13 protein-coding genes are annotated in these 12,947 nt (G+C 73.2%); 7 read left to right on the plus strand and 6 right to left on the minus strand.

The annotated features are described in order from the left end of the window. Window position 1: 1 nt before the first annotated feature. A complete protein-coding gene (locus tag OG871_RS09955; protein ID WP_371496037.1) occupies window positions 2–787 on the plus strand; it encodes a hypothetical protein in 786 nt (261 codons plus the stop codon). Window positions 788–872: 85 nt separating this feature from the next. On the opposite strand, the gene OG871_RS09960 is transcribed toward OG871_RS09955, so the two are convergent. The 4 genes from OG871_RS09960 to OG871_RS09975 all read right to left on the minus strand — a co-directional run bounded on the left by OG871_RS09960 (window position 873) and on the right by OG871_RS09975 (window position 4,283). Beyond that, window positions 873–1,277 (minus strand): substrate-binding domain-containing protein, encoded by a 405-nt coding sequence (locus tag OG871_RS09960; protein ID WP_371503262.1) that lies wholly within the window; start codon window positions 1,275–1,277, stop codon window positions 873–875. Continuing rightward, complete coding sequence (locus tag OG871_RS09965; RefSeq protein ID WP_371496038.1) at window positions 1,220–1,945, minus strand: DeoR family transcriptional regulator; 726 nt, start codon at window positions 1,943–1,945, stop codon at window positions 1,220–1,222. Before OG871_RS09965 ends, OG871_RS09960 begins: the two co-directional genes overlap by 58 nt. A 65-nt stretch (window positions 1,946–2,010) precedes the next feature. After that, entirely contained in the window at window positions 2,011–2,454 is a 444-nt protein-coding gene (locus OG871_RS09970) for a hypothetical protein (RefSeq protein ID WP_371496040.1), read from the minus strand. A 221-nt stretch (window positions 2,455–2,675) separates the two neighbouring features. Then, complete coding sequence (locus OG871_RS09975) at window positions 2,676–4,283, minus strand: ABC-F family ATP-binding cassette domain-containing protein (RefSeq protein ID WP_371496042.1); 1,608 nt, start codon at window positions 4,281–4,283, stop codon at window positions 2,676–2,678. 385 nt (window positions 4,284–4,668) lie between these two features. Between OG871_RS09975 and OG871_RS09980 the strand changes: the two genes are divergently transcribed. The 3 genes from OG871_RS09980 to OG871_RS09990 all read left to right on the plus strand — a co-directional run bounded on the left by OG871_RS09980 (window position 4,669) and on the right by OG871_RS09990 (window position 7,686). Next, complete coding sequence (locus OG871_RS09980) at window positions 4,669–6,306, plus strand: ABC-F family ATP-binding cassette domain-containing protein (RefSeq protein WP_371496044.1); 1,638 nt, start codon at window positions 4,669–4,671, stop codon at window positions 6,304–6,306. Between the two features lie 50 nt (window positions 6,307–6,356). Continuing rightward, on the plus strand, window positions 6,357–7,028 hold the full coding sequence (locus OG871_RS09985; RefSeq protein ID WP_371496047.1) for a nitroreductase family protein: 672 nt from the start codon (window positions 6,357–6,359) through the stop codon (window positions 7,026–7,028). A gap of 94 nt (window positions 7,029–7,122) precedes the next feature. Then, window positions 7,123–7,686 (plus strand): GNAT family N-acetyltransferase, encoded by a 564-nt coding sequence (locus tag OG871_RS09990; protein WP_371496048.1) that lies wholly within the window; start codon window positions 7,123–7,125, stop codon window positions 7,684–7,686. Between the two features lie 57 nt (window positions 7,687–7,743). On the opposite strand, the gene OG871_RS09995 is transcribed toward OG871_RS09990, so the two are convergent. Next, the gene (locus OG871_RS09995) at window positions 7,744–8,700 is read right to left on the minus strand and encodes an aldo/keto reductase (RefSeq protein ID WP_371496049.1); all 957 of its coding nucleotides are present in this window, start codon (window positions 8,698–8,700) and stop codon (window positions 7,744–7,746) included. Window positions 8,701–9,056: 356 nt separating this feature from the next. Between OG871_RS09995 and OG871_RS10000 the strand changes: the two genes are divergently transcribed. Then, window positions 9,057–9,794 (plus strand): VOC family protein, encoded by a 738-nt coding sequence (locus OG871_RS10000; protein ID WP_371496050.1) that lies wholly within the window; start codon window positions 9,057–9,059, stop codon window positions 9,792–9,794. 542 nt (window positions 9,795–10,336) lie between these two features. On the opposite strand, the gene OG871_RS10005 is transcribed toward OG871_RS10000, so the two are convergent. Next, a complete protein-coding gene (locus OG871_RS10005; protein ID WP_371496051.1) occupies window positions 10,337–10,900 on the minus strand; it encodes a dihydrofolate reductase family protein in 564 nt (187 codons plus the stop codon). A gap of 308 nt (window positions 10,901–11,208) precedes the next feature. Here OG871_RS10005 and OG871_RS10010 point away from each other — a divergent pair, with 308 nt between their 5' ends. Both OG871_RS10010 and OG871_RS10015 read left to right on the plus strand, forming a co-directional pair. Then, window positions 11,209–12,717, plus strand: a complete 1,509-nt coding sequence (locus OG871_RS10010) for a carbohydrate binding domain-containing protein (RefSeq protein WP_371496053.1) — start codon at window positions 11,209–11,211, stop codon at window positions 12,715–12,717. A gap of 24 nt (window positions 12,718–12,741) precedes the next feature. Beyond that, a complete protein-coding gene (locus OG871_RS10015; protein WP_371496055.1) occupies window positions 12,742–12,909 on the plus strand; it encodes a hypothetical protein in 168 nt (55 codons plus the stop codon). The last annotated feature ends 38 nt before the right edge of the window (window positions 12,910–12,947 follow it).

Raw genomic sequence — 12,947 nt, forward strand, 5'->3', positions numbered from 1 at the left:
AATGGAGAGCACAGTGTCCCCTGACGAGCAGCCCCACCACGGGCTGCACGACGCGATGAGCCAGGCCGCCGAGCGGTTCGGCCCGCACGGCCCCGACCTGGTCGCCCGGGCCGCCGTCCGGGGCCGGCGGCTGCGCCGCATCCGCCACGTCCGGCTGGGCGCCGTCGCCGTACTCGCCGTCGGGGTGGCAGGCCTGGGGGTGAACCAGCTGGCGCCACGTGCTGCGGCCCCGGCCGGGCCGGTCACCGCTTCGGCCACGGCCACCGCGGCGCCGTCGCCCGAGTTCACCCCGCCCGTCGTGCCCCGCTCGGGCCCGGTGGCCGCCCAGCTCGTGGCGATGCTCCCGACCCGGGGCTCCACCACGGTGGTCGACTCCAGCGGCGAGTTCACCGACGGGCGGGTCATCGGCCCTCCCGACCGTGAGCGCCGGGTGGATGTCTCGCTGGTCTACGACGACGGACACGGCAGGGTCGCGATGGCGCTCAACGTCCACGACGTGTCGCAGGCGGTGTTGGCGGGCCGGACCTGCGGTCCGGTCCCGGGGCGGACCTGCGAAGTGCTGGCCGACGGCACGCAGGTGGAGACCGAGCGGCCGCAGGCGGGATCGGCGAGGGGCGGCGCCTGGACGGCGATCGCGATCCGCCCCGACGGTCGTTTCGTCCAGCTCATCGAGTTCGACACCGACGACCTGAGCGGGATCACCCGGGGGCCGGCGACCCGGACCGATGCGGCGCTGTCCGTGGAGGAGTTGAAGGCCGTGGTGCTGAGCACGCACTGGAACAGCTAGGGCTCGGCGGTGGTCGACCCGCTCCAACGCCGGTCGGCGGCGAGCCGGCCGGCCACCGCGCGGTGCGCCGACCGCACCGTTTCCGTCAGCCGGCGCCACCGCAGGAGGTGCGGACCTTCAGGTTCGGCAGCAGCTCGAGGTGGTGCGCGGGCAGCGCGGTGCCCGCCGTGAGCCGGCGCAGGAGGAGTTCCAGGGCGGCGGCGCCGACCGCGCGCTTGGGCGGCGCCACCGCGGTGAGCGGCGGGGCGGCGAGCGCGGCGAACACGTCGTCGTAGGAGATCAGGGCGACGTCGTCCGGCACCCGCAGGCCGCGGACCCGAAGCAGGGGCGGCAGTTGGATGGCGTCCTGGTCGTGGTGGACCAGCACCGCGCGGATGCCCGTCCCGGCGGCCTCGGCGATCCGGTCCGCGACCCACTCCGGGTCGGGGGCGGTCAGCGGCGCGCCGGGGCGCTGCATGTCGAGCACCGGCTGCGGTTCCAGGCCGAGCAGGCGGACGGCCTCGGCGTAGCCGGTGCGGACCCGGTGCGCCGTCCAGGTGTCGCTGCGGCGGCCAGCAGGACGGTCCGGTGGCCGAGGGCACGCAGGTGACGCAGCGCCAGCAGGACGCCGTGCCGGTGGTCGGAGCCGACGGCGTCGAGCTCGGCGCCGGGGCCCGCCGGGTCGGCCTTGCGCTCGACCAGGACGGCCGGGACCGGAAGCTCGGCCAGCCAGTCGTGCTCCTCGGCCCGGTGGCCGGGGTGCCAGTTCGGGGTGAGCAGCAGGCCGTCGACGGCCGACTCCAGCAGGCGCTCGACCTGGGCCCGGTCGTCGCGGGCCTCGTACGGGGCGATGCCGAGCACCAGTCGGGCGCCCGCGGTGGCGGCGGCCGAGCGGGCGCCGGCGATCACCTCGTCGAAGCTGGAGCCGACGGTGGGGACCAGCATCCCGACCACCCGGTCGCGGCTCTCGGCGCGGCTGAATCCTCCGGCGCTGTCCGGGAGGGCGACGGCGCCGTGCGAGCGGTGCAGCCGGCCGGCCTCCGCCAGGGCCGCGACGTCGCGGCGGACGGTCACGGCGGGGATGCCCAGGCGGGCGGCGAGATCGACCACGCGGACCGTGCCGAGGTCGCGGACGACCTCGAAGATGCGCGCCCTGCGTTCCTCGGCCGAGATGGTCATGGCGTCCGCTCCTGCCGTCCGCTCCGCCGGATGGTGTGCCGCGGAGAGTGTCCGATCACCCTTTGTCATTCGATCGAAGTTCGATCCCAGGTCTCAGTGGCCGGCCCCCGGCGCAGGGCGTGCAGCAGCAGCTCCATCTCGCCGGGGGCGCAGCCCAGGAGGACCACCGCGTCCTCGTCCCGGCACTCGGCCACCCGCCAGAACGGCCGGATGCTCTTCGGGTCGGACCTGAGCCGGTCGCGGACCAGCACCACCTCGATCCGGTCCATCGGCAGCTGCCGGGCGATCGAGCCGGTGCCGCTCGACGAGGCCGCCAGCAGCTCCGTCCGGGAGAGGCTGAGCACACCGACGTCCGGCCGGCAGTAAGGCCTGGCGCCGAGCGCGCAGGCCTCGAAGGTGACCACCCGGCCGGCCTCGAAATCGCGCCACTGCCGTCGGCGGCGGCGCCCCCCGATGCCGGGCACCGGCAGCAGCGCGCCCAGCAGCCCGGCCAGCAGATCCTCGATCAAGGCACGTCCCAGGTCGCTCGGAGGTCGGATCCGCCGGCCGCGGATGCGCTCGGCTGCACGATGCTACGCATCCGAGCGACCCGGCACCATCGCGGGTCGGTGAATACGGTGATGGTGCGTCATCTGGGGCGCGGTTGAACGGATCTGTCGTATCGCCGACCGGTCCGGCGGGGGTCCCCGCGTACGCGGGGCGCCCCGCCGGACCGGCGCGTACGGCCCGCTCAGAGCGGGTCGATCCGGCGCAGTTCGCCGTCCTCGAACTCCAGCCACCGCGTGATGCCGAGGCCGCGCAGGAACGGCACGTCGTGACCGGCCACGACCAGCGCGCCCTGGTACCCGGACAGCGCCTGGGTGAGCTGGCGGACGCTCGCCAGGTCCAGGTTGTTGGTCGGCTCGTCGAGCAGCAGGAGCTGCGGCGGCGGCTCGGCGAGCAGCAGCGCGGCCAGCGCGGCACGGAACCGCTCGCCGCCGGAGAGGGTGCCCGCGAGCTGGTCGGCCCGGGCACCCCGGAACAGGAAGCGGGCCAGCCGGGCCCGGATCGCGTTGTCCCCGGCGCGGGGCGCGAACGTCCGGACGTTGCCGACCACGGTCAGCGCGTCGTCGAGCAGGTCGAGCCGCTGCGGGAGGTACCGCAGCGGCACCGGAGTGCCGATCTCGCCCTCCAGTGGGGCGAGCTCGCCCGCGACGGTGCGCAGCAGGGTGGACTTGCCGGAGCCGTTGCGGCCGACCAGGGCGATCCGCTCCGGCCCGCGCAGCTCCAGCTGGATCCTGGCGCCGTGGGCGAGCCGGACCCGGTCCAGGGTGAGCACCGTGCGACCGGCGGGGACGGCGGTGTGCGGCAGGTCGATCCGGATCTCGGCGTCGTCGCGGACCGCCTCCTCGGCGGACACCAGGCGCTCCTTCGCCTCGGTGAGCCGTTCGGTGTGCATGCCGCGCAGCCGTCCGGCGGTCTCCTGGCCCTGCCGCTTGAGCTTGCCGGAGAAGATCTTCGGGTCGTTCCGGGTGACCGAGCGCTTCTTGCCGTAGCTGGCGCTGCGCTCCAGCCGGGTACGGGCCTCGACGAGGTCGCGCTGCTGGCGCCGGACGTCGGCCTCGGCGTTGCGGACCAGCCGCTCGGCGCTCTCCTGCTCGGCCGCCAGGGCCGCCTGGTAGTCACTGAAGTTGCCTCCGTACCAGGTGACTTCGCCGTCCCGGAGGTCGGCGATCCGGTCCACGTGCTCCAGCAGTTCGCGGTCGTGGCTGACGATCAGCATGACGCCCTGCCAGGCGGCCACCGCCTCGTACAGCCGAGCCCGGGCGGCCCGGTCGAGGTTGTTGGTGGGTTCGTCCAGCAGCAGCACGTCCGGGCGGCGCAGCAGCAGGGCGGCCAGGTGGAGCAGGACGGCCTGGCCGCCGGAGAGGTCGCCGACGGTGCGGTCGAGGTCCAGGTGCAGGCCGAGCCGGTCGAGGGTGGCGCGGGCGCGCTCCTCGACGTCCCAGTCGTCGCCGAGGGCGGCGAAGTGCCGCTCGTCGGTGTCGCCGGACTCGATGGCGTGCAGGGCCCGGCGGGCGGCCCGGATGCCGAGCGCCTCGTCCACGCCCTGGTCGGACCGGGTGGTGATGTCCTGCGGCAGGTAGCCGAGTTCGCCGCCGAGCCGGACGGCGCCGGCGGTCGGGGTGAGCTCACCGGCGATCAGCCGGAGCAGGGTGGACTTGCCGGCCCCGTTGAGGCCGATCAGGCCGGTACGGCCGGGGCCCACCGCGAGGTGGAAGCCGTCCAGCACGGTGGTGCCGTCGGGCCACTCGAAGGAGAGGTCGGTGCACAGGACGGAGGAAAGGGGATGTGACATGCAGGCCTCCTGCGGTTGCCGTGGGTGATCGGAGCAACACGGGAGACACCGCTGGTGCGGCACGACGGCACAGAGGGGAGGGGCCCGCGGATCCGGGGCCGGCTCAGCCGAGGTCGCACGCTCACGCCGCACGCCGGGGTCTTCAGGCGCGGGGGGCGGTGTCTCGTGACCTCAGACGAGCAAGGGCCTTCTCCAGACGTGTGGGGCGGAACCGGGCGGACCTCCGCCCGGCGGTTCCACGGTAGGCCGGGGGCTCGGAGCGCCGCAACGGATTAATCCGCGACCCGCCGACCCGTGGCGGCCCCGGGCCGCCCGGAGCCGGACCGCCCGGACCTGGACCGCCCCGACCTGGGCCGGCCGTGGCGCCGACTAGGATCGGGCCATCATGAGTGCCACTCTCGTCGTCAAGGATCTCAGCGCCGGCCACGGCGACCGCACCCTCTTCTCCGGGCTGGACCTGGTGGTCGCCCCGGGCGAGGTGATCGGTCTGGTCGGGGTCAACGGTGCCGGCAAGTCCACCCTGCTGCGGCTGATGGCCGGCCTGGACACGCCCGAGGGCGGCTCGCTGCGGCTCAGCCCGGCGAGCGCCAACGTCGGGCACCTGCCGCAGGAGCCGGAGCGCCGGGAGGGTGAGTCGGTCCGCGACTTCCTGGCCCGCCGCACGGGCGTCGCGGCGGCGCAGGCCGCGCTGGACGAGGCGACCGAGGGCCTGGTCGAGGGCCGGGCGGGCGCCGACGACGCGTACGCGGAGAGCCTGGACCGCTGGCTGGAGCTCGGCGGCGCCGACCTCGACGAGCGGGCCGAGGAGGTGGCCGCCACGCTCGGCCTCAAGGTCGGCCTGGACCTGCCGATGACCGCGCTGTCCGGCGGCCAGGCCGCCCGCGCGGGCCTGGCCTCGCTGCTGCTGTCGCGCTACGACGTCTTCCTCCTGGACGAGCCGACCAACGACCTGGACCTGGACGGCCTGGAGCGGTTGGAGTCCTTCGTCAAGGGCCTGCGCGCGGGCACCGTACTGATCAGCCACGACCGCGAGTTCCTGGCCCGTACGGTGACCCGGGTGGTCGAGCTGGACCTGCACCAGCAGAAGGTCAACGTGTACGGCGGCGGCTACGAGGCGTACCTGGAGGAGCGGGACATCGCCCGTCGGCACGCCCGCGAGGAGTACGACGAGTACGCCGACACCAAGGCCTCGCTGGAGGCCCGCGGCCGGATGCAGCGCAACTGGATGGAGCACGGCGTCCGCAACGCCCGCCGCAAGGGCCCGGACAACGACAAGATCGGCCGGGCGCAGCGGCAGGAGTCGACCGAGAAGCAGGCCTCCAAGGCGCGGCAGACCCAGCGGATGATCGAGCGTCTGGACGTGGTCGAGGAGCCGCGCAAGGAGTGGGAGCTGCGGATGGAGATCGCTTCCGCGCCGCGCTCCGGTTCGGTGGTGGCCACCCTGCGGGGCGCGTCGGTGCGGCGCGGGGAGTTCGCGCTCGGTCCGGTGGACCTGCAGATCGACTGGGCGGACCGGGTCGCGATCACCGGTGCCAACGGCGCGGGCAAGTCCACCCTGCTGGCGGCGCTGCTCGGCCGGCTCGACCTGGACGGCGGCAGCAGCGTGCTGGGCTCGGGCGTGGTGGTCGGCGAGGTCGACCAGGCGCGTGGGCTGTTCCTCGGCGAGGAGCCGCTGCTGGAGGCGTTCGCCGCCGCCGTGCCGGACACCGCCCCGGAGGAGGTCCGTACCCTGCTGGCCAAGTTCGGACTCAAGGCCGCCCATGTGATGCGCCCGGCCGCGACCCTGTCCCCCGGTGAGCGGACCAGGGCGGCGCTCGCCCTACTGCAGGGCCGCGGGGTCAACCTGCTGGTGCTGGACGAGCCGACCAACCACCTGGACCTGCCCGCGATCGAGCAGTTGGAGTCGGCGCTCGCCTCGTACACCGGCACCCTGCTGCTGGTCACCCACGACCGGCGGATGCTGGAGACGGTGACGGTGAACCGGCGGCTGACGGTGGAGAGTGGTCTGGTCCGCGAAGCCTGATTGGACTGGACCCTTTCATCAACGCACCGTCATGTGCTGTGCTGGCTCCCATGGTTGACAGTGCATCGCCGACGGCATACCCGACCGTCGAGCTCCGGCCCATGACGGTGCCGGCCCACGAGGCCGAGGCCCGCGCCAGGTCCTTCCACGACGTGATGGCACAGCGCCGGACCGTCCGCGACTACTCGACCCGACCGATTCCGGACGGGGTGGTGGAGTGGGCGGTCCGGACCGCCTCCACCGCCCCGAGCGGCGCCCATGTGCAGCCCTGGCGGTTCGTCGTGATCACCGATCCGGATCGCAAGCGGCGGCTGCGCGAGGCCGCCGAGGCGGAGGAACGCGAGTTCTACGCCCACCGTGCCTCCGAGGAGTGGCTGGCGGCCCTGGCGCCGATCGGCACCGACTGGCGCAAGCCCTTCCTGGCGGACGCGCCGGCCGTGATCGTGGTCTTCGAGGTGCACAAGGGCCCCGGCTCGCCGCGGCCCTACTACACCAAGGAGTCGGTCGGCATCGCCGTCGGCCTGCTGCTCGCCACCCTGCACCAGGCCGGGCTGGCCACCCTCACCCACACCCCGAGCCCGATGCGCTTCCTCAACGAGGTCTGCGACCGGCCCGCCGAGGAACGCGCCGCGTACGTCATCCCGGTCGGCTATCCGGCGGACGACGCCCGGGTGCCCGACCTCCGTCGCAAGGACCTCGGCGAGGTGCTGGTGAGGCTCTGAAGCCGTCGGGCGCTCTGATTAAATGCGCTGGTCGGAGCAGGTGCGGCCAGGAGATAATCCGGCCATGAGCCGTACCGCCGACACACCTTCACCGTTGCCCACACCCATCACGGACGGCCGTCCGCCCGAGCTGATCCCGCTCCCCGGCGGTGTCTCGCTGCGCCGCCGGCGCGAGGCGGACGGGCCCGGGCTGAACGCGGCCGTCCGCACCAACCTGGCGCACCTGCGCCCGTGGATGCCCTGGGCGAACGAGGCACCGACCCTCCAGCACAGCAACGAGATGTGCCGCGCCGGCGAGGAGGTCTGGGACCAGGGCACCGACTTCATGTTCGTCGCCGGTCTGGACGACCGACCCGGGAGTGTGGTCGGCGCCTTCGGCCTGCACGGGCGGATCGGCCCGGGCGCCCTGGAGATCGGCTACTGGGTCCACGTGGACCACGTCGGCCGGGGTCTGGCCACCGCCGCGGCGCGCGCCCTGACCACGGCCGCCCTGGCCCTTCCCGGCGTCGACCGGGTCGAGATCCACTGCGACCGGTCCAACGCCGCCAGCGCCGCCATCCCGCGCAAGCTCGGCTACCGGCTGGACCGCGTCCAGGACGCCGAGATCACCGCTCCGGCGGAGACCGGCCACAACCTGGTCTGGGTCATGGATCGCTGACCGCACGGCAGGGCTGCCCGGTAGGCCGGGCAGCCCTGCCGCCGGTACGGCCCGCGGTCAGTACCGGTCGCCGACCGGGGCCGGGAGGGCGTCGAGCGCCGCCAGGTCCTCGGCGCCGAGCACCAGGTCCGCGGCGGCCGCGTTGTCGGCCAGGTACCGCGGTGTCTTGGTGCCGGGGATCGGGACCACGTACCGGCCCCGGGCCAGCACCCACGCCAGCGCGACCTGCGCCGGGGTCGCGCCGAGCCGCTCGGCGATCTCCCGGACCTTCTCCACCAGCGCCAGGTTGGCCGCCAGCGCCTCGGGCTGGAAGCGCGGCAGGGTGGCGCGCCAGTCGTCGGCCGGCAGGTCGGCGGCGGAGCCGAAGCGGCCGGCCAGGAAACCGCGGCCGAGCGGGGAGAACGGCAGGAAGGCGATGCCCTGCTCCTCGGTGTACGGCAGCACCTCGGCGAGCGCGTCCCTGGTCCACAGCGAGAGTTCGGACTGTACGGACGCCACCGGGTGGACCGCCTGGGCGCGCCTGATCTCCTCCACCGTCACCTCGGAGAGCCCGATCGCCCGGGCCTTGCCGGCGGCGACGGCCTCGGCGAGGGCGCCCCAGGTCTCCTCGATCGGCACCTCGGGGTCGACCCGGTGCAGCTGGTACAGGTCGACGTGGTCGGTGCCCAGCCGGCGCAGGCTCGCGTCGATCGCCTGCCGGACGTGCTCGGGCCGCCCGTCGCGCCCGACCCTGACGTCCCCGGTGCCGGGCACCAGGCCGACCTTGGTGGCCAGCACGGCCCGCTCGCGGTACTCGCCGGCCAGTGCCTTTCCGACCAGTTCCTCGTTGTCGTACGGCCCGTAGATGTCGGCCGTGTCGATCAGGGTGACCCCGAGGTCGAGCGCCGAGCGGATCACCTCGACCGAGGTCGCGTCGTCGCGCCCGCTCGGGTCGTACGCCCAGGTCATTCCCATGCAGCCGAGGCCGATCGCGCCGATCTGCGGGCCGTCGCTGCCGAGTGTCGTGGTGCGCATCGCTGGAACTCCTTCGGACGGGTCGTCAGTGCGGTTCCCAGCCTGCCCCTTGGAGTGCACTCGAGGTCAAGCCCGGCGTCGTCGGCCGGGGCCACCCGCCCGTGGACTGTGCGGGCCGAGCCGGCCGGTCAGGGGCGCGGGGCTTGAGCAGCATCCGATCGGCCAGTGGCGTCAGCGAGCCGTCGGAGTTCGGGCTCCGTGCCATTGGCCGGTCGGATGCAGGTGGCGTGGTCGGGCCTCGCCTTCGTTCACAAGGACTCGCACAGTCTCGACGAGGGCGACCATGGCCAGTACCGGGTCGAGCAGATGTCTGATCGCGGCGGCCCGGGTCGGCGGCAGCTTCTAGGATCTGTGGCATGGCAACAAGACTCGTGCAGATCAATATGAAGGCCCAGGACGACTCGGTGCTCGGCCGGTTCTGGGCGGAGGCACTGGGCTGGGGTGTCGACAGCGAGGGACCCGGCGTGACCAACCTCGAACCCGTGGGCTTCGCCTACCCCGACCCCGTGGCCGTCTGCATCGACATCATCGCCCGCCCGGAACTCAAGACGGTGAAGAACCGGGTGCACCTTGATCTGGCCACCACCTCGACCGCCCATCAGGCGGAGTTGGTCGCGCGCCTGAAGGATCTCGGCGCGACGCTCGCCGACGTGGGTCAGGGCGACGTCCCCTGGACGGTCATGGCCGACCCGGAGGGCAACGAGTTCTGCGTCCTGGAGCCCCGTCCGATCTACCAGGACACCGGACCGATCGCCGCGGTGGTGGTCGACTGCACCGACCCACGAGGGATGGCCCGGTTCTGGGACGAGGCGATGGACTGGACGCTGCACGAGGTCACCGACGACCACGCGACCATGCGTTCCGCCGTAGGCGTCGGCCCCTACCTGGAGTTCGTCCGCACCCCCGACACCAAGAGCGTGTGGAACCGCGTCCACCTCGACGTCCGCCCCTACCCCGGTGACGACCTGGCAGCAGAGGAAGCCCGACTGCGCGCCCTGGGCGCCACCGACCCCGGTATCGACCAGTCCGCAATCTCCTGGACGGTTCTGGCCGACCCGGAAGGCAACGAGTTCTGCCTCCTGGCCCCTCGCTGACCTTGGGCAATCGCTCCGGCCGAGCCGGTTTCGGGTCGGCGGCGCAGACCAGGTGGCGTCAGTGCGTGGCGCCGGGGACGGGGATGGTGTCCCGGTGATCCAGCGCGCGTCATCGGGCTGCAGAAAGGCCAGGATCGGGCCGTAGTCGTCGCCGGTGCCGGTACGGCCCCGGCGCCTACGGCGGCGCTGCGCGCCGGCCCTCGGCCACCATGGACAGTCAGCCCCGCCCCTGGAACTGGCTGTCCATGGTGGCCGCCCTTGTGGCGCCCGGTCGCAGGTAGTCGCGCGCCAGGCAGTGCACGCAGCCGGGTTCGCGGAACCAGCGCAGGACCAGGACCGCCCGGCGGAACGGGCCGAGTGCCCGGCTGCCGCGCGGGGTGCCGATCCTGTCCTACGAGGGGCTTCACGTGCGTCTGCGGTCGGGTGTGGTCCGTCCGACTCGCCTTCGCCAGGCGGTAGTTCACACCGCCTCGCGCAGATCATTTCCCTGAGAGAACGTCACTGGCCGGCCCGTTCTTCGGAGGGCTCGGCGGACGAGCCGGCTAACGCGCCACGCGGTAGCGGAGGTAGACGACTCTCGAGCTGAAGGTGCGGGTCTCGACGAGTTCGAGATCCACCCGGCGCTCGCGTTGGGGAAAGAACGGAATGCCACCGCCGACCAGCACCGGGTGGACCATGGCCCGGTACTCGTCGATCAGACCCAACGCGGCCGCCTCGGCGGCGAGAGTCGCGCCGCCGATCGCGATGTCGCCCTCCCCCGGCTCGGCTCGCAACCGCTCGATCTCCTCCGCCAGGCCGCCGGAGGCCAGGCGGGCATGGCCCTGCACCGCCGACAGCGTGGTCGAGAACACCACCTTCGGGAGCGGCTTCCAGAGCGCGGCCCACTCGAGCATTGAGTCGTCAAGCGATGGATCCTGGTCGGCGGTCTCCCAGTACAGCATCGTCTCGTACAGCCGTCGTCCCAACAGGTGGACGCCGACCTCTCGAATCTCGTCGATCCAGAAGCGAAAGACCTCCTCGTCTGGCACCGTCCAGTCGAAGCCGCCGTCCGGCCCGACGATGTAGCCGTCAAGTGAGACGCCCATCGAATAGGTCACGCTGCGCATCAGAAGTCCTCCTCGGTAACGAGTTCCACGGTACGACCGCCGGACGCCGCAGACCCATCGCGGCTCGCGGGACCCCCTGGGCCGAGTCGGCACGGCGACCTTAAAACGGGCGTAAACGCTCCCCGGGTTCTTGACGTGCCCACATGGTCTAGTCCACATTTCCTCAGGACGGCACCGCCCGACCCGGCTCCGCGCACACCGCACCCGCCGCCCCACGGCGGGTGGTTCAGGACCCCCACGCCGCCAGCGCACCCGCGCCTCCCCACGACCGGCGCGGGCGCCCTGGCACCGTCCCGAAAGGCACCCCCATGCCACGCGCCGCGCTCCCCCGCCACGCCGCCGGCCGGCGGTCCAGACTCGTCCCCCTGCTGTGTGCCGCCGCCCTCGCGGGCGGCGCCGTGGCCGGCCTCGCCGGCGGCGCCGACGCCGCCGACACCAACCTGCTGGCCGACCCCGGCCTGGAGAGCGGCGCACTGGGCGCCTGGACCTGCACCGGCGGCACCGCAGCGGTGGTCGACTCGCCGGTGCACAGCGGCTCGCACGCCCTGCGCGGCACGCCCGGCAACAGCACCACCGCGCAGTGCAGCCAGACCGTCGCCGTCAGGCCCAACACCAGGTACGCACTGAGCGCCTGGGTCCAGGGCCAGTACGTCTACCTCGGCGCGACCGGCAGCGGGGTCACCGACCCGGCGGTCTGGACCCCCGGCGGCAGCAGCTGGCAGCAGCTCTCCACCAGCTTCACCACCGGCGCGGCCACCACCAGCGTGACCGTCTACCTGCACGGCTGGTACGGGCTGGGCGCCTATCTGGCCGACGACGTGGCGCTCAGCGGCCCCGGCGGCACCCCGACCCCGACCCCGACCCCGACGCCCACAGCCACAGCCACACCCACGCCCACACCCACCACGAGCCCGACCCAGAGCACACCGCCACCCGGCGTCGCGGTGCCCGTCGCGCCGTACGTGGACCTCGGCGCCTGGCCCACGCCGGTGCTCACCGACATGGCGGCGGCCGGCCGGCTCAAGTCCTTCACGCTGGCCTTCGTCACCTCGGTCGGCTGCAAGGCGAGCTGGTTCAACGCCTACGACCCGAAGGCCGGTTGGGGCAAGGATCAGATCGACGCGATCCGGGCCGCCGGCGGCGACGTCAAGCTCTCCTTCGGCGGTGCGTCCGGCACCGAGCTCGCCCAGGCCTGCACGACGGTGGACTCGCTCTTCAACGAGTACGACGCCGTGGTCAGGGCCTACAACCTCGGCTACGTCGACTTCGACATCGAGGGCGCGGCCGTGGTCGACACCGCCGCCAACGACCGCCGTTCGGCCGCCCTGGCCAAGCTGCAGAAGGCCCACCCCGGCCTGAAGGTCTCGCTGACCCTGCCGGTCCTCCCGGAGGGCCTGACCGCCGACGGCGTGGCCGTGGTGCGCTCCGCCCGGGACGCCGGGGTGGCCGTGGACGTGGTCAATGTGATGGCGATGGACTACAACCGGCCGTCCACCGACTACGGGGACGACGCCGTCCAGGCCGCGCAGAGCACCCACGACCAGCTGAAGGCGCTCTACCCGGCCAGGACCGACGCCCAGCTGTGGGCGATGACCGCCGTCACCCCGATGCTCGGCGAGAACGACGACCACGGCGTCTACAACCAGGGCGACGCCCAGCAGTTGGTGGCCTTCGCCAAACAGCACCACCTGGGCATGCTGGGCTTCTGGGAGATGACCCGGGACGCCGCCGCCTGCACCGGCCCGCTCTACAAGTGCACCAACATCGCCCAGACGCCGTACGAGTTCTCGAAGATCTTCGCCGGCTACACCGGCTGACGCCGCCCCGCAGACCCCCGTCCGGTGGATCCCCACGCTCCACCGGACGGACCCTCCCCCGCCGGAGCCCGGATCGCCCTAAAGGACGTCCGCGGCAAGCAGTGGTTCACCAGCAGGACCGACGACTTCCCCAACCTCGCGCTGTTCCGCGCCCTGGTCGGCCGGCTGCACACCGAGTACGCGCCCGGCTGATCCCCGGCCGCGGCCTCGGCCGGCTCCGGCGGCCGCAG

It is taken from the genome of Kitasatospora sp. NBC_00374, assembly GCF_041434935.1.
Classification (GTDB): Bacteria; Actinomycetota; Actinomycetes; order Streptomycetales; family Streptomycetaceae; genus Kitasatospora.

Bases quoted from the DNA above. Each gene is read 5' to 3' on its own strand.
- OG871_RS09955 (WP_371496037.1), top strand. From the start codon at position 2: ATGGAGAGCACAGTGTCCCCTGACGAGCAGCCCCACCACGGGCTGCAC.
- OG871_RS09965 (WP_371496038.1), bottom strand. From the start codon at position 1,945: ATGACCATCTCGGCCGAGGAACGCAGGGCGCGCATCTTCGAGGTCGTC.
- OG871_RS09975 (WP_371496042.1), bottom strand. From the start codon at position 4,283: ATGTCACATCCCCTTTCCTCCGTCCTGTGCACCGACCTCTCCTTCGAG.
- OG871_RS09980 (WP_371496044.1), top strand. From the start codon at position 4,669: ATGAGTGCCACTCTCGTCGTCAAGGATCTCAGCGCCGGCCACGGCGAC.
- OG871_RS09985 (WP_371496047.1), top strand. From the start codon at position 6,357: ATGGTTGACAGTGCATCGCCGACGGCATACCCGACCGTCGAGCTCCGG.
- OG871_RS09995 (WP_371496049.1), bottom strand. From the start codon at position 8,700: ATGCGCACCACGACACTCGGCAGCGACGGCCCGCAGATCGGCGCGATC.
- OG871_RS10000 (WP_371496050.1), top strand. From the start codon at position 9,057: ATGGCAACAAGACTCGTGCAGATCAATATGAAGGCCCAGGACGACTCG.
- OG871_RS10005 (WP_371496051.1), bottom strand. From the start codon at position 10,900: ATGCGCAGCGTGACCTATTCGATGGGCGTCTCACTTGACGGCTACATC.
- OG871_RS10010 (WP_371496053.1), top strand. From the start codon at position 11,209: ATGCCACGCGCCGCGCTCCCCCGCCACGCCGCCGGCCGGCGGTCCAGA.